The sequence below is a fragment of the Pseudomonas sp. 8(2025) genome, from assembly GCF_052665325.1.
The window spans coordinates 307766-328663 of the sequence record NZ_JBQOIE010000007.1 but is presented as its reverse complement, the minus strand read 5'-3'; the positions used below and the strand labels follow the sequence as shown (position 1 = coordinate 328663).

18 protein-coding genes and 1 pseudogene are annotated in these 20898 nt (G+C 65.1%); 7 read left to right on the top strand and 12 right to left on the bottom strand.

Annotated features, from left to right (window positions below; genetic code table 11):
* Positions 1–191 precede the first annotated feature (191 nt).
* From ACUXVH_RS16245 to gnd, 3 genes are read right to left on the bottom strand one after another with little or no spacing between them, the layout of a single operon-like run.
* Positions 192–1028, bottom strand: coding sequence for an HAD family hydrolase (locus ACUXVH_RS16245; RefSeq protein ID WP_445495383.1), 837 nt, complete (start codon positions 1026–1028; stop codon positions 192–194).
* On the bottom strand, positions 1010–2527 hold the full coding sequence (zwf, locus tag ACUXVH_RS16240; protein ID WP_445495381.1) for a glucose-6-phosphate dehydrogenase: 1518 nt from the start codon (positions 2525–2527) through the stop codon (positions 1010–1012). Before zwf ends, ACUXVH_RS16245 begins: the two co-directional genes overlap by 19 nt.
* Entirely contained in the window at positions 2524–3504 is a 981-nt protein-coding gene (gene gnd / locus ACUXVH_RS16235; protein WP_015635708.1) for a phosphogluconate dehydrogenase (NAD(+)-dependent, decarboxylating), read from the bottom strand. The genes zwf and gnd overlap by 4 nt, the downstream gene beginning before the upstream one ends.
* Positions 3505–3911: 407 nt before the next feature.
* On the opposite strand from gnd, the gene ACUXVH_RS16230 reads away from it, so the two are divergent.
* The 5 genes from ACUXVH_RS16230 to ACUXVH_RS16210 all read left to right on the top strand — a co-directional run bounded on the left by ACUXVH_RS16230 (position 3912) and on the right by ACUXVH_RS16210 (position 9008).
* Entirely contained in the window at positions 3912–4088 is a 177-nt protein-coding gene (locus ACUXVH_RS16230) for a DUF6026 family protein (RefSeq protein ID WP_220222694.1), read from the top strand.
* A 246-nt stretch (positions 4089–4334) separates the two neighbouring features.
* Positions 4335–6077 carry a phosphoethanolamine transferase CptA gene (locus tag ACUXVH_RS16225; protein WP_065364121.1) on the top strand — a complete coding sequence of 581 codons (1743 nt, stop codon included), beginning with the start codon at positions 4335–4337 and terminating at the stop codon, positions 6075–6077.
* A gap of 292 nt (positions 6078–6369) precedes the next feature.
* Complete coding sequence (locus ACUXVH_RS16220; protein WP_445495378.1) at positions 6370–6594, top strand: hypothetical protein; 225 nt, start codon at positions 6370–6372, stop codon at positions 6592–6594.
* A 318-nt stretch (positions 6595–6912) separates the two neighbouring features.
* The gene (locus ACUXVH_RS16215) at positions 6913–7587 is read left to right on the top strand and encodes a heavy metal response regulator transcription factor (protein WP_011061434.1); all 675 of its coding nucleotides are present in this window, start codon (positions 6913–6915) and stop codon (positions 7585–7587) included.
* Positions 7584–9008 carry a heavy metal sensor histidine kinase gene (locus tag ACUXVH_RS16210; RefSeq protein WP_445495376.1) on the top strand — a complete coding sequence of 475 codons (1425 nt, stop codon included), beginning with the start codon at positions 7584–7586 and terminating at the stop codon, positions 9006–9008. Before ACUXVH_RS16215 ends, ACUXVH_RS16210 begins: the two co-directional genes overlap by 4 nt.
* Here ACUXVH_RS16210 and chrA read toward each other — a convergent pair.
* The 8 genes and pseudogenes from chrA to ACUXVH_RS16170 form a co-directional block, all read right to left on the bottom strand.
* Positions 9005–10192: a chromate efflux transporter gene (gene chrA / locus ACUXVH_RS16205; RefSeq protein WP_015635712.1), complete on the bottom strand. Its 1188-nt coding sequence runs from the start codon at positions 10190–10192 to the stop codon at positions 9005–9007. The two genes, ACUXVH_RS16210 and chrA, sit on opposite strands and share 4 nt — an antisense overlap.
* On the bottom strand, positions 10192–10683 hold the full coding sequence (locus ACUXVH_RS16200; RefSeq protein ID WP_065364722.1) for a GNAT family N-acetyltransferase: 492 nt from the start codon (positions 10681–10683) through the stop codon (positions 10192–10194). Before ACUXVH_RS16200 ends, chrA begins: the two co-directional genes overlap by 1 nt.
* Positions 10684–10841: 158 nt before the next feature.
* Positions 10842–11969, bottom strand: a complete 1128-nt coding sequence (zapE, locus tag ACUXVH_RS16195) for a cell division protein ZapE (RefSeq protein WP_015635714.1) — start codon at positions 11967–11969, stop codon at positions 10842–10844.
* A 176-nt stretch (positions 11970–12145) separates the two neighbouring features.
* The gene (locus ACUXVH_RS16190; protein ID WP_011061439.1) at positions 12146–12475 is read right to left on the bottom strand and encodes a ketosteroid isomerase; all 330 of its coding nucleotides are present in this window, start codon (positions 12473–12475) and stop codon (positions 12146–12148) included.
* A 52-nt stretch (positions 12476–12527) separates the two neighbouring features.
* On the bottom strand, positions 12528–13244 hold the full coding sequence (locus tag ACUXVH_RS16185) for a helix-turn-helix transcriptional regulator (RefSeq protein WP_015635716.1): 717 nt from the start codon (positions 13242–13244) through the stop codon (positions 12528–12530).
* A 250-nt stretch (positions 13245–13494) separates the two neighbouring features.
* The gene (locus tag ACUXVH_RS16180) at positions 13495–15972 is read right to left on the bottom strand and encodes a TonB-dependent siderophore receptor (RefSeq protein WP_065364124.1); all 2478 of its coding nucleotides are present in this window, start codon (positions 15970–15972) and stop codon (positions 13495–13497) included.
* Positions 15973–16094: 122 nt separating this feature from the next.
* Complete coding sequence (locus ACUXVH_RS16175) at positions 16095–17054, bottom strand: FecR family protein (RefSeq protein ID WP_401332960.1); 960 nt, start codon at positions 17052–17054, stop codon at positions 16095–16097.
* 7 nt (positions 17055–17061) lie between these two features.
* Positions 17062–17559: pseudogene (locus ACUXVH_RS16170) on the bottom strand (RNA polymerase sigma factor); the annotation flags it as partial.
* 258 nt (positions 17560–17817) lie between these two features.
* On the opposite strand from ACUXVH_RS16170, the gene ACUXVH_RS16165 reads away from it, so the two are divergent.
* Together ACUXVH_RS16165 and ACUXVH_RS16160 are read left to right on the top strand one after the other, a co-directional pair.
* The gene (locus tag ACUXVH_RS16165; protein ID WP_011061444.1) at positions 17818–19257 is read left to right on the top strand and encodes a nucleobase:cation symporter-2 family protein; all 1440 of its coding nucleotides are present in this window, start codon (positions 17818–17820) and stop codon (positions 19255–19257) included.
* 168 nt (positions 19258–19425) lie between these two features.
* Positions 19426–19887: an LEA type 2 family protein gene (locus tag ACUXVH_RS16160; protein ID WP_011061445.1), complete on the top strand. Its 462-nt coding sequence runs from the start codon at positions 19426–19428 to the stop codon at positions 19885–19887.
* Here the strand turns inward: ACUXVH_RS16160 and glsB are convergent, their stop codons facing one another.
* Positions 19888–20796: a glutaminase B gene (gene glsB / locus ACUXVH_RS16155; protein WP_011061446.1), complete on the bottom strand. Its 909-nt coding sequence runs from the start codon at positions 20794–20796 to the stop codon at positions 19888–19890. It lies immediately after the preceding gene.
* Positions 20797–20898 lie beyond the last annotated feature (102 nt).

Sequence of the window (20898 nt, the reverse complement as noted above, 5' to 3'; positions counted from 1 at the left end):
CGTGCCCTGTTGCTCTGCCTGACCCTGGGACTTGCCGCCTGCAGCTCCGCGCCCACCCATTACTACACCCTGCTGCCTTCGGCCCCCCGGGGGCGCCGGGGGGTGTGGTGGGGGGGGGGGGGGGGGGGGGGGGGGGCGCTGGGGGGCGGGGGGGGGGGGGGGGGCCGGGCGGCGCGCCCGCCCCACGGCCCTCAACGCATGAGGATATAGCGCTCGATGGCTTCGGCGGCGCCGTCTTCCAGGTTGCTGCCGGTGATCACATCAGCCTGGCGCTTGACCTGTTCTTCCGCCTGGCCCATGGCAATCGACAGGCCGGCACGCTGGAACATCGCCGGGTCGTTGCCGCCATCGCCCAGGGCCGCAGTGTGCTCCAGCGGCACCCCCAGGTATTCGGCCAGGGTCACCAGGGCCTGCCCCTTGTCCGCCTGCAAGGCAGTGAGATCGAGGAACCTGGGTTGGGAACGGGACGCCTGGGCCTGCCCTGCAGTGGCGGCCTGCAGGCGGGCCTCCAACTGCACCAGCAAACGGTGATCGCTGCTGGCGGCGACGATCTTGTCGATGCGCGGCAGGTATTCCTCGAAGCTGTCCACCACCTTGGGGGCGTAACCCAGCGCCTGGCGCTCCAGGGGCATCAGGGCACCGTCCAGGTTGCGCAGCAGCCATTCGTTGTCGGCAAACACCCAGGTCTCGACCTGTGGGCAGGGTTCGAACAGCAGCAAGGCGGTGACCGCCGCTTCCACCGGAACATGGTGGCGAGCCAGGAAACTGCCATCGGGCTTGACGATGCTGCCGCCGTTGAAGCCGGCAGTGGGCAGGTCGACGCCCAGCGCCTCGATCTGCTGCAGCATGGCCCGCGGCGGCCGTCCGGTGGCCAGGCTGAAGGCTACCCCGGCCTCGCGCAGCGCACGGACCGCATCCAGGGTGCGGGGGCTGAGGCTGTGGTCGGGGCGCAACAGGGTGCCGTCCATGTCACTGAGGAGGAACTCGATAGGCCGCGCCTGCATGCCACTCACCCCAGGGGTCGCCATACGCGGCCATCCCGGGCCAGCAGTTCATCCCCGGCTGCCGGGCCATCCACGCCCGCCGGGTAGCTCTGCAAGCTGACGTCCTGTTGCCAGGCATCGAGGAAAGGTTGCACCGCGCGCCAGCCGTTCTCGATGTTGTCGGCGCGCTGGAACAGGGTCTGGTCGCCGATCAGGCAGTCGTAGATCAGGGTTTCGTAGCCAGTGGAGGGCTGCATCTCGAAAAAGTCGCGGTAGGCAAAACCCAGCTCGATGTTGGCCATGTCCAGGCTCGGCCCGGGCTTTTTCGCCAGCAGGTCGAACCACATGCCTTCGTTGGGCTGGATCTGGATCCGCAGGTAGGTCGGCAACAGGCGCTCGACCTCGGTATCGCGGAACTGTGCATAGGGCGCCGGCTTGAAGCAGATGACGATCTCGGTGTCACGCACACTCATGCGCTTGCCGGTGCGCAGGTAGAACGGCACCCCGACCCAGCGCCAGTTGTCGATCATCACCTTCAGCGCAACGTAGGTTTCGGTGCTGCTGTCCGGCGCCACGTTGGCTTCCTCGCGGTAGCCCGCCAGGGCCTTGCCGGCCACTTCACCGGCGCTGTACTGGCCGCGCACCGAGTTGGCCCGGGCCTCTTCCACGGACCAGGGGCGGATAGCCCCCACCACCTTGGCCTTTTCGCCACGTACCGCATCGGCGCCAAAGGCAGCGGGCGGCTCCATGGCCACCATCGCCAGCAACTGGAACAGGTGGTTGGGCACCATGTCCCGCAGGGCACCGGTGTGTTCATAAAAGCTGCCACGGGTTTCCACGCCGACGGTTTCCGCCGCGGTGATCTGCACGTGGTCGATGTAATGGTTGTTCCAGAATGCCTCGAACAGGCTGTTGGAAAAACGGCTGACCAGGATGTTCTGGACCGTTTCCTTGCCCAGGTAATGGTCGATGCGATAGATCTGCTTCTCGCTCATGACCTTGAGCAGGCAGCCGTTGAGGGCTTCGGCGGTCTGCAGGTCGGAGCCGAAGGGCTTTTCAATCACCACCCGGCGAAAAGCCTGCGGCCCCTCCTCCAGCAACCCGGCGCTGCCCAGGCGGCGCACCACTTCACTGAAGAAGCGCGGTGCGGTGGCCAGGTAGAACACCGCGTTGCCGGTGCCGCTGGCGGCAATCCGCGCCGCCAGTTCGGCATAGGTGGAGTCGTCGAGAAAATCGCCCTGGACATAGCTGATGCCCCGGGTCAGGCGGGCCCAGACGGCGGCATCCACCGCCGCCCCCTGGCCTTGCTTGTTGAGCACTTCATCGCGAAGGAAGTCTTCCAGCAGGGTGGCGAACTCGGCGTCGCTCACCGCGTTGTGGTCGACGCCGACAATCCGCAGCCCCTCATCCAGCAAACCGTCGCGGCTGAGGTTGTACAGCGCCGGCATCAGCAGGCGCTTGACCAGATCACCGCGGGCGCCGAACAGGAACAGCGTGGTCGGCGGCGCCGGCAACGCCTTGGACTTCTTTCGCGTGGTGGTCATTTTTTCCCGGTCTCCACATGGCCGCCAAAGCCGAAGCGCATGGCCGAGAGCAGCTTGTCACCGTAGGTGCCCTGGCCGCGGGAGCGGTAGCGGGAGAACAGCGAGTTGGACAGTACCGGCACCGGCACCGATTGCTCCATGGCCGCTTCGATGGTCCAGCGCCCTTCGCCACTGTCGGCCACCGAGCCGGAGAAGCCGTCGAGCTTCGGATCGCCCGCCAGGGCATCGGCGGTCAGGTCCAGCAGCCAGGAGGACACCACGCTGCCACGGCGCCAGACTTCGGCGATATCGGCGACATTGAGGTCGAAGCGCTGGTCTTCCGGAAGGCTTTCCGAGGCCTTGGTCTTGAGGATGTCGAAGCCCTCGGCGAAGGCCTGCATCATGCCGTACTCGATGCCGTTGTGGATCATCTTGACGAAGTGCCCGGAGCCGGCCGGGCCGGCGTGGATGTAGCCGCGTTCGGCACGGTCGTCATCGGCGACCCGGTCCTTGGTCCGCGGGATGGTGCCCATGCCGGGCGCCAGGGCGGCGAACAGCGGGTCCAGGCGCAGCACTTCGGCAGCGTCGCCGCCGATCATCATGCAGTAGCCACGCTCCAGGCCCCAGACGCCGCCGGAGGTGCCGACGTCGATGTACTTCAGGCCCTTTTGCGCCAGGTCGCGGGCGCGGCGGATGTCGTCTTTATAGTAGGTGTTGCCACCGTCGATGATCACATCGCCCGGCTCCAGCAACTGGCTGAGCGTGTCGATGGTGTCTTCGGTGGGTGCGCCCGCGGGCAGCATGACCCAGACCGCCCGGGGCTTTTCCAGGCCCGCCACCAGGGCCGGCAGGTCGGCGACGCCCTTGGCGCCTTCCGCGGCCAGGGCGCTGACGAAGTCGGTGTTGCGGTCAAAGACTACGGTCTCGTGCCCATTGAGCATCAGGCGCCGTGCAATGTTGCCGCCCATGCGGCCCAGTCCAATAATCCCCAGTTGCATGTGCTGATGCTCCTACTGCAAAAATTCTGATCAAAAAAAGTTATAGCCCAGTGGGCCGGGGCAAAATCCCGAGGGGCGCAACTATACAAGGCAAGAAGCCCCAAGACAGCGCAATCTTCAGACAGATTCCGAGTTTTTACCCCCGACGGCGCGAATTACCCATCGACCGGCCCCAGCCAATTCCCCTGACGGGCAGCAGAGCAATGAAGATTAGTCCTGTGCCAGCCCCTGAAGTTTCCCTGGCCCTGGGTGGATAACGCTGCAAATCTGCGCGAAGACACAGCGACCGCGAAAAATAAAAAAGTTCCCTTTGCCCGAAAAATAAATAAAATTGTCACCGATAGTGTTTTGCGCAGGGATGCGGCCAGCGAAGCATAGTTGAGACACGCCATTTGCGAGGTGAAGCAATGGGCACAGTACTACCGGCACGACCAGCACAAACTCTGTACGTCAGCATTCGTCGTGACGAATTGCGTCAACTCAAAGACGAACGCGATCAACTGCAACGGGAGCTCGCACAATTGCGCCTGCAGTTGCAAAGCCAGGGTCAACCGGCGCCGCTACACCTCTCCTCCGCGAGCTGAGCCTCGCCCCTGAACGCAGGCCCGACCTGCGTTCAGCCCCGCTGTAGGTCCCGGGCCAAGCCGCCTTCCCTCGCCATACCGCCACAGCCCACCCCGTTGCAGACCACAAAATAGCGACGTTCAGCTGACAAAGTTTTCACACTTGCCTGTCGATACTCCCGGCCATTGTGGCCGTCTTGTTACAAGACGGCGCTCATTCGCGACGCCCTTGGCGCGCAATGAATCTGGATCCCTGGGGAGCGCTCAATGGCATTGTTCAAACGCAGTAATGCATCTGCGAAAGGTTTTGACTGGATGGGGCTGCTCTGGCTGTTCCTGTTCTTCTGGTATTTCTCCGGCATCACCCAACTGCTGATCCAGCTGACCGACACCTCCGGCTTCACCGGTTTCCGCCAGGCGTTCTTAATGAGCGCCATCTGGCTGGCACCGATGCTGCTGTTCCCGGCGCGCACCAAAGTCATGGCCGCCGTGATCGGCGTGGTGCTCTGGGCCTGTTCCATGGCCAGCCTGGGCTACTTCTTCGTCTACCAGCAGGAGTTCTCGCAAAGCGTCATCTTCATCATGTTCGAGTCCAACCCCTCGGAAGCCGGTGAATACCTGACCCAGTACTTTGCCTGGTGGATGCTCCTGGCGTTCCTCGCCCACAGCGCATTCGCCTTCTTCCTCTGGACCCGCCTGCGCCCGGTCTACCTGCCTCGGGGCCAGGCCCTGGTGGCGGCGACGGCTATCCTGGTGGCCATCGTCGGCTACCCGCTGGTCAAGCAGATCTCCCGCGCCGATACCCTGGCCGCCGGCCTGGAGAAATTCGAAACCCGCATCGAGCCCGCCGTGCCCTGGCAGATGGTGATTGCCTATCGCCGCTACCGCGAGCAACTGGACGGCATGCAGGGCATGCTCGCCAGCGCCAGCAAGATCGCCCCCCTGACCAACCTCAAGGACAGCATGGCCAACCAGCCGGCGACCCTGGTACTGGTCATCGGCGAATCCACCAACCGCCAGCGCATGAGCCTGTACGGCTACCCGCGCCAGACCACCCCGGAGCTGGACAAGCTCAAGGATCAGCTGGCGATCTTCAACAACGTCATCACCCCGCGCCCCTACACCATCGAGGCGCTGCAGCAGGTACTGACCTTCGCCGACGAAGAAAACCCCGACCTGTACCTCAAGAGCCCGTCCCTGGTCAGCGTGATGAAGCAGGCCGGCTACAAGACCTACTGGATCACCAACCAGCAGACCATGACCAAGCGCAACACCATGCTCACCACCTTCTCCGAACAGGCGGACGAGCAGGTGTACCTGAACAACAACCGCAACCAGAACGCCCGCCAGTACGACGGCGACGTGCTCGAACCGTTCTCCAAGGCCCTGGCCGACAGCGCACCGCGCAAGTTCATCGTGGTCCACCTGCTGGGCACCCACATGAGCTACCAGTACCGCTATCCGCCCAGCTTCGACAAGTTCAATGATCGCCAGGGCGTACCGGCCGGCGTGCGCGACGACCAGCTGCCCACCTACAACAGCTACGACAACGCCGTGCTGTACAACGACTTCGTGGTCTCGAACCTGATCAAGAACTACGCCAAGACCGACCCCAACGGTTTCCTGCTGTACCTCTCGGACCACGGCGAGGACGTCTTCGACTCCGCCGGCCATGACACCCTGGGGCGCAACGAAGCCCGGCCGACGGCGCCGATGTACACCATTCCGTTCATGGCCTGGGCCTCGCCGAAATGGCGGGAAACCCATGACTGGAGCTTTGCCTCGGACCTCAGCCGCCCCTACATGAGCTCCCAGCTGATTCACACCTGGGCGGACCTGGCGGGCCTGAGTTTCGATGAGCTGGACCACAGCCGCAGCCTGGTGAGCGACAGCTTCAAGCCACGCCCGCTGCTGATCGGCGACCCCTACTCGCGCCAGAGCAAGCCCTTGATCGACTTCAGCCTGATGAAACCCAAGGCCCCGGACGAAGCCACGGTGGTACAGAAGTAAGCCCCCTGTCACGCCCGCTGGATCCGGCTTGCCGGCAAACAGCCCCGAGAACCCTGGCCGGTTCCCGGGGCTTTTTTTTGCACCAGGCCGCATCCGCAGGTGGCGCCTTCAAGGCGGTGCCCTTCCCGGCCAGCGCGGCCAAGCGCCGGCAAAGACACATGATGTCGAAATTGTAATCAGCACTTCAGGCTGACGTTAACCCTCGCTTAATACACTTCGGTGAAACTTTCGCCCATCACTTCTTGTGCAGGGACGTAACAAGTACCGAACATTCTTAAGCAGGAAAAACAGCATGAAACTTTCAACTTTGGTATTAAGCGGCCTGATTCTGGTAGGTTCCAGCGCGGCCTTTGCCGAAGGTGGCTCGGAAAATATGCAGCGCTTCTATGACAACTTCCGCGTTAGCCAGCAGCAACTTCACGGCGACAAGACCGAAAACACCGCAAAAGCCGAAAAGCAGAAATCCGAGTCCAACTATTCCGCCTCGGATGCCAAGCAACAACAGCCTGGTGCCTGACTCCCAGTTCCAGCGATACCCATTCCCGGCAATCTGCTCCTTTGCCAGAAGTGGATGTTTGGCGCCCTTGCGGGCGCCTTTTTCATAGGGGCTGCCCTTCCTCTCTTGCACCCGCATGACAGACAGATGACAACCTGGTCATCTGCCGCCCGCAGTGCCCCGGCTCAATTAGTATCGCCGCACCATGCCGCTCGCCACTGATCGGACAGCCTGGTTAATCAGTTGAATTAGCTGGGTTATTTTATTGACCCTATAGCTACTACAGACTTTAACCTGCGCTCGCTCGACAGCCCCGACAGCTTTGAAGAGGATATTGCAATGCGCATTCTGGTGATTGAGGACGAACCCAAGACGGCCGACTACCTGCATCAGGGCCTGAGTGAAAGTGGCTATGTGGTGGACCGGGCGAACAATGGCGTGGACGGCCTGCACCTGATTCAACAACAGCCCTATGAATTGGTAATCCTGGATATCAATCTGCCCGGCAAAGATGGTTGGCAAGTTCTTGAACAACTGCAGGGAAACTATCCCGCACGGGTCATGATGTTGACTGCCCGCGGGCGCCTGGAAGACAAGGTCAAGGGCCTGGATATGGGCGCCGATGATTATCTGGTCAAACCGTTTCAATTTCCCGAGTTGCTGGCCCGGGTTCGTACCCTGATGCGTCGTAGTGAAGTCATTGTCCAACCGGAAGTTCTGCAAGTTGCCGACCTGCAACTTGACCCGCGCCGTCATCGAGCTTATCGCGGCAGTCGGCGTATCGACCTGACGACCAAGGAATTCACCCTGCTGCATGTATTGATGCGCCACAGCGGAGAAGTACTGACCCGCACCCAGATCATTTCCCTGGTCTGGGACATGAACTTCGACTGCGACACCAATGTGGTGGAAGTCTCCATCAGCCGCTTGCGGGGCAAGATCGACGACGCCAGTGACGTCAAGCTGATCCATACCCTGCGCGGTGTCGGTTATGTCCTGGAAGCACGCCCATGACAGCGCGCCCCGCCGCCGCGGCCAGCAGCCTGTCCATGCGCCTGGGGCTGACCGTCGCCCTGATGGGCGCGGCACTGGTGGTGCTGCTGGCAACCCTGGCCTACCTGGCGTTGAACCATGAGCTGGACAACCTGGCGCGCAAGGGCCTGGACAGCAAGCTGGAGCAGATCCGGCACAGCCTCACCAGCGACCTCAAGAGCAGTGACCTGGCGGCCCGCCCCCATTCCCTGCTGGACCTGGTGATGGGCCACGACAACCTGCAATTGAGCATCCTCGGCAGCGATCCGCTGGCCGAACCCCTGCTGATTGTCGGCGGCATGGCCCAGGAGTCCCTGCCCGAGCCCCTGGGCAATATCGGTGGCGATGGCTATATCGACTGGCGCGACAGCCGCGGCAACCCCTTGCTCAGCGCCCTGCAGCAGATGAGCCTGCGCAACGGCGAGCAGGTCCAGGTGGTACTGACCCTGGACCGCAGCAACGATCAGGCGCTGCTCAGCGCCTACCTGCGTTCCACGGTGATCGCCCTGCCCCTGTTGCTGCTGCTGATCGGTTTCGGCGCCTGGTGGCTGGTGCAACGGGGCCTGCTGCCGCTGCAGCAGTTCAGCCGGGTCGCGGCGCGGGTGACCACCCAGGACCTGACCCACCGCCTGAAGCTGCAGGGCCTGCCCCGGGAGCTGGCGGAGCTGGGCCAGGGCATCAATGTCATGCTGCAACGCCTGGACGGCGGCGTGCAGCGCCTGTCGCAGTTCTCCGACGACCTGGCCCACGAGTTGCGCTCGCCCATCAGCAACCTGATGGGCAAGGCCCAGGTGACCCTGTCCCGGGAACGCCCGCCAGAGGAGTACAAGGCGGTGCTGGAGGCCAGTATCGAAGAGCTGGAGCGGGTCACGCGGATCGTCGCCGACATGCTGTTCCTGGCCCAGGTCAGCCAGCCGGCGTCCCAGGCCCGGTTCGCCCGGGTCTCGCTGGGGGAAGAAGCGCGCCGGGTCATCGACCTGTTCGCCCTGAGCGCCGAAGAGAAGCAGCTGCAACTGCAGCCCAGTGGCGATGCCTGGGTGCTGGGGGACCGGCTTATGATCCAGCGGGCCATTTCCAACCTGCTGTCCAACGCCATTCGCCACAGCCCGCCGCGGGGGCAGATCAGCCTGCGGGTGGAGCAGACCATGGAGGCCGTGAGCCTGAGCGTGGGCAACCCCGGCCCGGGCATCGCTGCCAGCCACCTGCCCCATCTGTTCGAGCGCTTCTATCGGGTCGACAGCAGCCGCACCCGGGCCGAAGGCGGCACCGGACTGGGCCTGGCCATCGTCCGTTCGATCATGAACCTGCACCAGGGGCGCACCGAGGTCAGCAGCATCCCGGAACTCCTGACCGAGTTCCGCCTGGTATTCCCCCGGCTCGACCCGGCGCAGCACGACCTCTAGAGCAGCCAGGCACCGGCACCGGCCCCCAGCAGCACCAGGGCCCAGGGCGGCACCCGGCCGCTGCGCAACAGCAGCAGCGCCAGCAACACCGCCACCAGTTCCGGTGCGCCGGTCACGCTGCTGGTCCATAGGGGTTGGTACAACGCTGCCGCCAGCAGGCCCACCACCGCGGCATTGACCCCGGCCAGGGCCGCCTGGATGCCCTGGCGGTGGCGCAGCCGCTGCCAGAAGGGCACCACGCCGATCACCAGCAACAGCCCCGGCAGAAAGATCGCCAGCAGGCACACCACCGCCCCACTCCAGCCATCGATGGCCGCGCCGAGAAAGGCCGCGACGCTGAACAGCGGGCCGGGCATCGCCTGGGCGCTGGCGTACCCGGCCAGGAACAGCGGGCTGCTGACCCAGCCGGGCTCCACCACCTGCGCCTGCAACAGCGGCAGCACCACATGGCCGCCGCCGAATACCAGAGCGCCGACCCGGTAGAAACCATCGAACAGGCTCAGCAGGCGCCCCGGCCAGAGCAGCACCAGCCCCGGCAACAGCACCAGCAGCAATAGCGCCAGCCCCAGGCAACACGCCCCCAGGCGGCGACTCGACCCAGAGGGAGGGCTCTGGACCTGCACCTGGAACACCGGCCTGATCAGCCAGCGGCCCAGCAGCGCCGCCAGCAGCATCACCAGCAACTGCCCGCCCAGGCCCGGCCAGCGCAGCACCAGCGCCGCGGCCAGCACTGCAATGACGATCTGCAAGGCGCCCCGGCACAGGCTGCGGGCCATGCCCCACAAGGCCTGGGCCACCACCGCCACCGCCACCAGTTGCAAGCCCTTGAGCGCCCCGGCCGGGACCCCGCCCCCCAACCCCAGGGCCAGCAGTGCCAGGGCCAGGGCCGAAGGCAAGGTAAAGCCGGCCCAGGCACACAGGGCCCCGGGCAGGCCACGGCGAGACAATCCCAGGGCGATGCCGACCTGACTGCTGGCAGGTCCGGGAAGAAACTGGCACAGCGCGACCAGCTCGGCATAGGCCGCCTCCCCCAGCCAGCGCCGGCGCTGGACGAATTCCTGGCGAAAGTAACCCAGGTGCGCCAGCGGCCCGCCAAACGAACTCAGGCCCAGGCGCAGAAACACCAGGAAGATCCGCCAGGGTGTTTCTACCGGGACCGGCGCGCAGGGGCTGGGGGCGTGCATTACAAGGCTTTGCTCCAGAACAGCATGCGCCCGTGAGCCGGGTCGAGCATGGCATTGGCGAAACCGCAGGCGCGATAGGCGGCCTGGGCCTGGGCATTGCCCTCCAGCACTTCCAGGGTGACCTTGCAGCAGCCCCGTTGCCGGGCGATGTCCTCGACCTTCTGCAGCAGGCGCTTGCTCAGGCCCTGGCCGCGGTAGCTGTCCAGCACCACCACGTCATGGATATTCACCAGGGGCCGGCAGGCAAAGGTGGAGAAGCCTTCGAAGCAGTTCACCAGGCCCACCGGCTGCCCGCCGGCAAAGGCCAGCACGCTGAACGCCTGGGGCCGCTTGGCCAGCTCCGCCGGCAACTGCTGGAGCCGGTCTGCGTCCAGGCGTTGGCCGCCGCCCATGGGGTCCTCGGCATAGTGGTTGAGCAACACGCCTATGGCTTCGGCATGCACCGGGTTGCTGTAACTGGCTTGCAACACCACGACATCGGCAACGTCCATGTTCATCCTCGATCAACGTATTGAAAGTGAGCGCTCAGGGCTCAGGCAGCCTCGATTGTAGGCTGGGGGATTTGACCAAACGAAGATTTTTAACCCGCGCACTACAGAAAAAATCCTAAGCAGCGGCCGGGATCCATGGCAGCCGGAAGGGTTTCCCTTCAGGCCGCGGGCCCACCGGCAAAACGCTGCAACTGCATTTCCTGCAGGCGGCTGAGGGTGCGGCGGAAAGCGAACTCCAGGTAGCCCTCGGTGTACAGCTGTTCCATGGGCACCCGGGCTTCCAGGTACAGCGGCACCTTGCGGTCGTAGCACTCGTCCACCAGGGCGATGAAACGCCGCACCGCGTCGTCATGTACCGACAGCTGCGGCAACTCACGATCCCCGGCCACCACCCGCTCGGCACCATCCTCGGTGCCCCGGGCAATGCGTGCGGGGCGCTGGCAAGCGCTGAGGTTGGGCACATCGCTCAGGAGAATGGCCTGGAAGCGGTCGCACAGGGCCATGAAGTCCATGGCGGAAAACGGCTGTTCGCACAGTTCGACGAAGCTGCACCAGACCACCGTCCCGCACGCCTTGACCACCTGCAACGGGCGATAGCCGAGCAACAGCGGCTCGCTGCTCGCCGGCTGCCCGGCACTCAAGCGCTCGAACACCGGCCCCAGGGCGCTCGGCTGCCCCTCGGCGCCAAGCCAGTAGCGTTGCTCGGCGGCGCCCGGGTGCAGGCGGTGATCCTGCTCGCCGTCCACCGCCACCACCTGCATGTGCTGGCGGATGGCGCTGATCGCCGGAACGAAGCGCTCGCGGTTGAAGCCATCGGCATACAGCTGCTCCGGGGGCTGGTTGGAGGTGCAGACCAGCACCACGCCCTGGTCGAACATCACCTGGAACAGGCGCCCGAGGATGATCGCGTCACCGATGTCATTGACGAACAGTTCATCGAAGCACAGCACCCGCACCTCTTCGGCCAGCTCCCGGGCCAGGGCCTGCAAGGGGTCGGCAATACCGGTCAGCTGGAACGAACGCTGGTGCACCCAGCCCATGAAGTGATGAAAGTGCTGGCGCCGCGCCGGGACCCGCAGGCTCTGGTAGAACTGGTCCATCAGCCAGGTCTTGCCCCGCCCAACCGCGCCCCACAGATAGACCCCGGGCACCGCCGTGCGCCCTTGATGCAGGGCTTCATGGCATTGCTGCAAGGCCTGCACCGCCCGCGCCTGCGCCGCGTCGGCGACAAAGCCCTGCTGCTCCAGGGCGTACTGGTAGGCGCTCATGGGGGAATCGAATGGCATGGGGCTCGGGCCTCCTGGCAAAGAGCCGCAGTATGCCAGCATGAGCCGCTCCAGGCCGACCTGTAGCCGCTGCCGAGCCCGCGAAGCTGGGAAAAGGACCGCAGGGCCTTGCCTGGCGATCTCCAGCAAAACCTTGGGCATGCTCAGGTTTTTCGCCGCCTGCGCCAGCGGCTACATCAGCGGGAAATATCCAGGCGTTCGATCCGCCCCTGGGCGTCCAGGCGGAAGGTATGGCGCAGGGCCTGGGGGCTGCCGGGGAAGTCACCGCACACCCGGCTGTCGAGCAGCACTTTGCCGGTGCGCTGCTGGACCCCGAGGATTTCCAGGCGGCACGCGCCTTTGCCCATCCAGCGGGCGATCTGCTGGGGCCCCACGCAGTGCTCGCGTTCATCGAAGACCTGGGCGCGGTCGGCGAAGATCGACGCCACCACTGCGCTGTCGCCGCTGTTGATGGCCGTGACATAAGCGGCGATGGCCGGGGCCAGGGAAGGGTCTGTGGCCGACATGACAAAAGCTCCTTGCTGTTGAATGAGCGGGCCATGCTAAAGCCCCCGCGTGTCATTTCCTGTCAGCAGTGAAACGGCCCTGCTCATCGCTGTGCATGCGTTTGCGCCAGGCGCGCAGCCAGTCGCTGCGCCGCCCCGGATACCGCTCGCCCTGTTCCTGGGCGGCGGCAATGCGGTCGGTGCGGAAGGTGCGGTAATCCTCGCGCAATTCACACCAGGCCACGATCACCCGGGCCTCGTTGAGAAAGCCCAGGGCCAGGGGCCAGACCCGGCGCTGGCTGGGGTTCTGGTTGACGTCGGCATAGTCGATCAGCAGCTTGGCCTGAAGGCGGATCGCCTGGCGGAACACATTGAGCGACACCGGGTTGTCGGGGAAGCCGTAGCCCGCCGGGCCGGGCAACAGGGTCGGATTGCGCAGTGCGTCCTGGGCCGCGGGGGCCAGCACCGCAGCGATCTTGGCCATGGCATCGGCGGCGGCCTTGCTCAGTTCCTCGTCGCCGCGCTGGTCGACGTAGCGCAGGCCCAGCACCACGGCCTCGGTCTCGTCGGCATTGAGCATCAACGGCGGCAGGAACAGCCCGCTGCGCAGCACGTAGCCTATCCCGGCCTCACCGTAGATCGGCGCGCCCAGGGCGGTCAGCTCGGCGATATCGCGGTACAGGGTGCGCTCGGAAACCTCCAGCTCCGAGGCCAGGGTCGCGGCGGTCACCGGACGGCTTTTGCCCCGCAGCATCTGCAGCAAGGTGAGTAAACGACTGGCTCGCGACACGCAGGTGCACTCCGGAAAAAACACCGGCGCAGATTACCAGAGCCTCCTGACAGTTTCTGTCAGGAGGATGGGGGTTGGCGGGACATTGCCAGGCATGGTTCTGCCGGGGTCCTGTAGCCGCTGGCGCAGGCGGTGAAGGCACTGCGTCGCAGGGTTCGGCTGGGAGTTGCCAAGCAAGGCCCTGCGGGCCTTTGCGCAGCCTCGCTGGGGCTCGGCAGCGGCTACAGGGGCCGCAAGAGCCCCCGGGGCATCAGTAGGCCATGGTCCAGGTCAGGGTGTAGGTGCGGCCACGGCCCTGGTAGTCGTAAAGGTAGTCCGGGCCGTAGGTCGGCGAGTAGAACAGCTTGGCGCGCTGGCCCCAGACGGTGCTGTACTGCTTGTCCAGCAGGTTCTGGATGCCGCCGCTGAAGGTGCCGAACTCGGTGTCGTGGCTGCCCAGCAGGTCGAAGGTGGTGTAGCCGTCGATGGTGTTGGGCGCATCCACGCTGTGGGTGGCGTCGATCTGCTTGACCGCGTCGTCCTTGAGGGTGAAGGCGTGGTTGCCCTGCAGGCGCACGCTGCTGCTGTCGTCCTTCCAGCCGACGAAGGCGGTGAGCTTGGACAGCGAGGCATACCGCGCATCACGCTTTTGCCAGCCGCCGTTCTTGCCCTCCTCCTCGGAACGCACCGCGTGCAGGGTGCCGCCCAGCTCCCAGCCGTTCTGGAAGTGCCGGGTCAGGGCGCTTTCAAAACCGTAGTCGCGGCTTTTCTGGTCCTTGACGTCGATGGTCAGGGTGGCCTGGTCGGTGGTGATCACCTTGTCCGACCAGATGTAGTACAGCGCCGCCTGGGCATCCCAGTCGCTATCGGAGAAGCGCCAGCCGGTCTCCACCTGGCGGCTCTTGATCCCGGCCAGGGGGTTGTCGTCCACGCTCAGGCCCGGCTTGCCGTAGAACTTGGCCGGGTCCGGCAGATCGAAGCCCTCGCCGTAGTTGACCCACAGCTGGTGGCCGTTCTTGAAGTCGTAGATGGTGCCCAGGTTGTAGAGGTTGACCGCATAGTCGTTGCTGCCGCCGGGTACGTTCTTGAACTGGCCCACGTCCACGTCCATCTGCTGGCGCCGGTAGCCGCCGGATACCGTCAGGTTGTCGGTGGCGTGCCAGTCCAGCTGGGCATAACCGGACAGGCCGTCGACCCGGTAGCTGGGATAGCGCGGCGCCTTGCTCTGGGTCACCAGGTCGAGGCCGCCGCTGCCCGAGGAGATGCCCTGGTCGAAGGTGCTCTGCTGGGCATTGAAACGCTCGCGGTCCAGGTCCACGCCGTAGGTCAGCTTGAACGCCTCGAACTCCTTGGCGAACAGCGCCTTGAGGCTGGTGACTTCGAAATTCTGCTGGGACGCGGCGAAGTACACACCCTTGGAGCCTGCGGGGCTGCCGCTGTTGTAGTAGGGGAACGGGAAGAAGTTGTCGTCTTCCTTGCGGTACGAGGCCTGCAGGTAGAAATCCTGGCCCAGCACGTCGCTGTGGTGGTAGTTGGCGTTGAGCAGCAGGCGCTTGGTACGCGGTTCCAGGTCGGTGGAGTAGCCGCCGCGCAGCTCGGCGTCTTCCAGGTTGGACGGCGCCTTGTACTTGAGGTTGGGGAAGTAGATCCCGGTGCTGCCATGGTTGCCGGAGTCGTAGTACTGGGCCAGCAGGTCCAGGCTCTGCTCTTCGTTGAACTGCAGGGCCAGGCTGCCCATCAGGTCCAGGGTACGGTTGTACTGCAGGTCGGTCTGGGTGTTGTCGATGAAGATCTGCTTGCCGGCACCGTCATAGAACGCCTGGTTCTGCTCCCCCGCCACCGCCAGCCGGCCGCTGATGGCTTCGTTGCCGCCGCTCACCGACTGGGCGATGCGGGTCGTCAGGTCGTCACTGTTGTTGAAGCCGCTGCTGGCCCCCAGCTGGGTCTCGAAGCGCGCCGGGCCCGGTTCGCCTTTCTTGGTGACGATATTGATGATGCCGCCGGTGGCGCCGCCGCCGTAGATGGCGCTGGCCCCGGACAGCACTTCGACCCGCTCGACGTTGAACGGCGAGATGCTGTCGAACTGCCGGGACAGGCCCCTGGAGCTGTTCTGGCTGACCCCGTCGATCATCACCAGCACGTTGCGCCCGCGCATGTTCTGGCCGTAGTTGGTGCGCCCTTCCGGAGCCAGGTCGAGGCCCGGTACCAGCTTGCCGATGGCTTCCTTGAGGCTGACCCCGGTGCTCAACTGCTCGCGCAGCTGGCTCTGCTCCACCACCCACACGGTGCCGGGAATCTCGCTGATGGCGGCGCTGGTGCGTGACGCCACGGTGACCTGGGTCGGCTTGAGGTTGAGGCTGGCGGCCGGCACGCCAGCCCGACGCAGGATCACCGTGTGCCCGTCGCTGAACGACCAGCTCATGCCACTGCCGGCCAGCAGGCTTTGCAGGGCCTGGGCCACCGTGACCTCGCCGTTGAGGGCGGTGGATTGCAGCCCCTCGACATCGCTGGTGGTGTACAGCAGGCGCAGGTCGGCCTGATCGGCGAAGCGGGTCAGCGCCTGGTCCAGGGGCTGGGCCGGCAGGTTCAACGAGACCCGGCGCTCCTGGGCGCTGCCGGCCTGGCTGACCGTGGCGGCCTCCTGGGCCTGGGCCAGGACCGGGCTCAAGGCCCCGGCGAACAGGGCCTGGGCCAGTAATGTGCGGCGCATGATGTGGTGACCGCGCCCCAGTGTCGACAGCTTGAACATTGCTTTCACGTGTTCCTTCCCAGCCGGTTGAAATGACGTCAATGAGAATGATTGTCTTCTCAGTCTCACTACGACGATTTCCCCCAGGGGAACTTGCAGTGCCCAGGCAAAAAAAATTCGACTCAGTGCAGGACCGCCAGCCATGGCAGGTAGGTGACGTGCAGCGGGTAGCGCTGCTGCAGGGCCTTGAGCGAGCCTTGCGGATCATGCAGGTCGAACACGCCGCTGATGGCCAGGGACGCCAACTGACCGTCGGAAATCAGGATGCGCCCGTGCTGGTAGCGCTCCAGTTCACCTATCACCTCACCCAGCGGGCGGCCGTTGAAGATCAGCTTGCCGCGCTGCCAGGCGGTCAGGCTGGCGGCGTCCACGGTCTGCTGGGCCAGCAGCGGCTGGCCGGGCTGGTATTGCAGGCGCTGGTCGGCCTGGAGCAGCACCGGTGCGTGGTCACCGCTGAACTGCACCTGCCCTTCGCGCACCACCACCGTCAGTTGGTGGCCGTCGCGGCGCACGCTGAAGGCACTGGCAGCGCTTTGCAGTTGCTGGGCCTGGGCCTGGACCACGAAGGGCCGCTGCGGGTCGGCCAGCGGTTCGAACAGCGCTTCGCCGCTGCGCAGGATCACCCGGCGCTCATCCGTCGAGTAGGCCACCGACAGCGCACTGGCGCTGTTGAGGGTGACCCGCGAGCCGTCCGCCAGGGTGATGCTCTGTTGCTGGCCGACCCCGGTGTGGTAGTCCGAGGTCAAGGCCGGCCACTGCTGCCAGCCCAGGCCAGCCCCCAGCGCCAGCAGCAGCGAAGCGGCCAGCGCCGGCCAGAAGCGCCGTGGCCGGCGCACCATGGCGGGCGGCGCCTGGTGTTGCCGCGCGGTCTCGGTCTGCCCCAGGTCACCCCACAGTTGCTGGGCCTCGGCGGCCGCTGCGGCATGGGCCGGGCTGCGCTGGCGCCATTGCTGGAAGGCCATGCGCTGGGCCGGCGTGGCGTTGCCGGAGTGCAGCAGCACCAGCCAGTCGATGGCGGCGTCTTCGAGGCTTTCGGGGTGGTCGGTCATGGCATCGGCGGCAGGCAAGAAGGAATCATTCATGGTGGACTTTCAGCCAGTCGCGGCAATGGCGCAGGGCCTGGCCGATGTATTTTGCCACCATGCTTTCGGAAACGCCCAGGCGCAATGCGATTTGTGCCTGGGTCAGGCCTTCCAGGCGATTGAGCAGCAAGGCCTGGCGGGCGTTGTCCGAGAGTTGCGCCAGGGCCTCGTCGAGCACCGCCAGGCGCTCCTTGGCCAGCAGCACGGCTTCCGGTGCCGGGGCCGGGTCCACCGCTTCGGCGTGCTCCTGGCCGTCGGCGAGGTTGGCCGCCAGGCGCTGCTCGCGGCGCAGGGTGTCGATGGCCAGGTTGCCGGCCACACGGAAAATGAAACCGCGATCGTTGTGCACCTCCACCGTCTGCGGATCGACCTTGAGCAACTTGAGGTAGGTCTCCTGGGCCACGTCCGCCGCCCGTTGGCGATCGCTCATGCGCCGGGTGAGAAACTTCAGCAGGTCGTCGTAATGCTCTTGAAAGCTGCGCAGCAGGCTGGGGGTCGGCAGCATCGGGGGGCGGTCCGCAGATCGGGGAGGCGGATTATTCCATAAAGGCAAATGAGAAACAGTATCTTTCGTATCCTTTCCAACTTGGCTTTTTCCGCCTGTTTGCCCTTCTGGCTGCGGCGCCTTTCTGGCATCCTGCGCCTCCTTTTTTCTGACCGGGTGCGCACGTCTTGTCCATGACATGGCGTTGCGGCCCAAGTCCCGTCCACTTTCCGACGTGTGCCCCCGTAGTTTTCACACGTCACTGGCAGGCCTTTTCCCATGACCGCACCCGACCGCTCCCCTCCCCGCTACAAGTCAGACCTGATCTACGGCCTCAACGACCGTCCGCATTTCAGCGCGGCGATCTTCGCCGCCCTGCAGCATGTGCTGGCCAGTTTCGTCGGCATCATCAGCCCGACCCTGATCTTCGGCGGGGTCCTGGGGCTGGAAAGCGAGCTGCCGTACCTGATCAGCATGGCGCTGTTCGTCTCCGGCCTGGGCACCTTCGTCCAGGCCCGGCGCCTGGGGCCCATCGGTTCCGGCCTGCTGTGCGTGCAAGGCACCAGCTTTTCCTTTATCAGCGTGCTGCTCAGTGCCGGCTTCATGGTCAAGGGCCGGGGTGGCGACACCAACGAAATCCTCTCCACCATCTTCGGCATCTGCTTTGTCGCAGCCTTTATCGAGATGTTCCTCAGCCAGTTCATCGGCAAGTTGCGCAAGCTGATCACCCCGGTGGTGACCGGCACCATCATCACCCTGATGGGCCTGTCGCTGATCAAGGTGGCGGTCACCGACATGGCCGGCGGCTACGGTGCCAGTGACCTGGGCGCGGCGAGCAACCTGGGGCTGGCGGCGCTGGTGCTGCTGACCATCGTGGTGCTCAACCGCTTCAACCACCCGATGCTGCGCCTGGGCTCCATCGTCATCGGCCTGACCCTGGGCTTCGTGGTGGCCTGGATGCTCGGCCGGGTGGACATGGCCGCCATGCCCGAGGTGCCCCTGGTGAGCGTGCCGGTGCCGTTCAAGTACGGCTTCTCCTTCGACCTGATCGCCTTCATTCCCCTGGCGGTGATCTTCCTGATTTCCCCCCTGGAAGCAGCCGGCGACCTGACGGCCAACTCGATGATTTCCCAGCAGCCGGTCAAGGGCCCGCTGTACATCAAGCGCATCAAGTCCGGGCTGCTGGCGGACGGTTTCAACTCGGCGGTGGCTGCGGTGTTCAACAGCCTGCCGATGGTCACCTTTGCCCAGAACAACGGGGTCATCCAACTGACCGGCGTGGCCAGCCGCTACGTGGCCTACTTCATTGCCGGGCTGCTGGTGCTGCTGGGCCTGTTCCCGGTGATCGGCGCGGTGCTGCAACTGATGCCCAAGCCGGTGCTGGGCGGCGCCACCCTGATCATGTTCGGTACCGTGGCCGTGGCCGGGATCAAGATCCTCGCCGAGGCCGGGCTGCACCGACGCAACGTGCTGATCGTGGCCATCTCCCTGGGCATGGGCCTGGGCGTGGCGGCGGTGCCGGAAGTGCTGCGCGAGCTGCCCAAGGCGCTGCACAACATCTTCGAGTCGCCGATTACCGTGGGCGCCTTCTGCGCGATCTTCCTGAACATCTTCCTGCCGGAGGAATTCCTTGAGCTGGAAGAAGACGAGTTCGATCCGGAAGCGGCGACCCTCAAGGTCATGCAAGACCCGGACATGAGCGGCAAAGCGAACTCCTGAGGCTCGCGGGCGTCTATGCTGCGAGCGCTGGTGATGGGCCCTCGGCCGTGGAAGGCTGGCCGGGGGTTTGCCAGGCAAGGCCCTGCGGGCCTTGTCGTAGCCTCGCAGGCTCGGCAGCGGCTACAAGGTGCTGGCCAGCCATTCATTTCCATTGCCGACAGGTATTCCATGCGTAGATTGATCGCCTTGACCCTGGTACTGCTCAGCCTGAGCGCTTGTGCGCTGTTGCCCAATCGCGATCCACTGGCGATCAATGTGGTGGGCATCGAGCCACTGCCGAGCCAGGATCTGGAAATGCGTTTCGCGGTGAAACTGCGTCTGCAGAACCCCAACGAAAGCCCCATCGACTACAACGGCGTGGCCCTGGACCTGGAAGTCAACGGCCGCCCCCTGGCCTCCGGGGTCAGCGACCAGCAGGGGCATATCGGCCGCTACTCGGAAGACATCCTGGTGATCCCGGTCAGCGTCTCGGCCTTCTCGGTGCTGCGCCAGACCCTGGGCCTGAGCCAGACCCAGAGCCTGGACAACCTGCCCTACGTGCTGCGCGGCAAGCTTGCCGGCGGGCTGTTCGGCACCCAGCGCTTCATCGATCGCGGGCAGCTCAGCCTGAGCAACCCCGGCGCCTGGTAACTAGAACACCGACCAGCCGATACGCTGGCTGAGCAGTTCCAGGGCCGCCATGCCCACCAGCGAGTTGCCGGCGCTGTTGAGCTCCGGCGACCAGACGCAGACCGTGAACTGCCCCGGCACCACCGCCACAATTCCCCCGCCCACCCCGCTCTTGCCCGGCAGGCCGACCCGATAGGCGAAGTTGCCGGCCTCGTCGTACAGGCCGCTGGTGGCCATGATCGAGTTGACCTGCTGGGTCTGGCGCCGGGTGAGAATCTGCTCCCCGCTGTGCTTGCAGAAGCCGTCGTTGGCCAGGAAACAGAAGGCCCGGGCCAGATCTACGCAGCTCATGCGCAAGGCGCAGTGGCTGAAGTAACTGCGCAGCACCGCCTCCACATCATTGTGAAAGTTGCCGAAGGACTGCATCAGGTAGGCCATGGCCGCGTTGCGGGCGCGGTGCTGGTACTCCGACTCGGCCACCCGACCGTCCACCATCACCTGCAGGTTGCCCGACAGGCGCCGGACAAAGTCGCGCATGGACAAGGCCGGCGCGGCAAAGCGCGACTGGTTGATGTCGCAGATCACCAGGGCCCCGGCATTGATGAAGGGGTTGCGCGGCCGGCCACGCTCGAACTCCAGTTGCACCAGGGAATTGAACGGCTGCCCCGAGGGCTCGTGGCCCAGGCGCTCCCAGATCGCCTCGCCGGAATGACCGATGGCCTGCACCAGGCTGAAGACCTTGGAAATGCTCTGCACCGAGAACGGCGTATCGGCGTCACCGGCGCTGAACACCTGGCCGTCGTTGCCATACACGGCAATGCCCAACTGATTGGCCGGCACATCCGCCAGGGCCGGAATGTAATTGGCCACCTGGCCTTGGCCGATCAGGGGGCGGACTTCATCGAGAATCTGGTTCAACAGGTCTTGCATGTTCTGGCTCATTACCAATACGACTGCGGGGCTATGGCAGCTAGACGCACGCCAGAGCCGGCGCAGCACAGTCCACCGGCAAATGCCCCCCCTGTAGGAGCT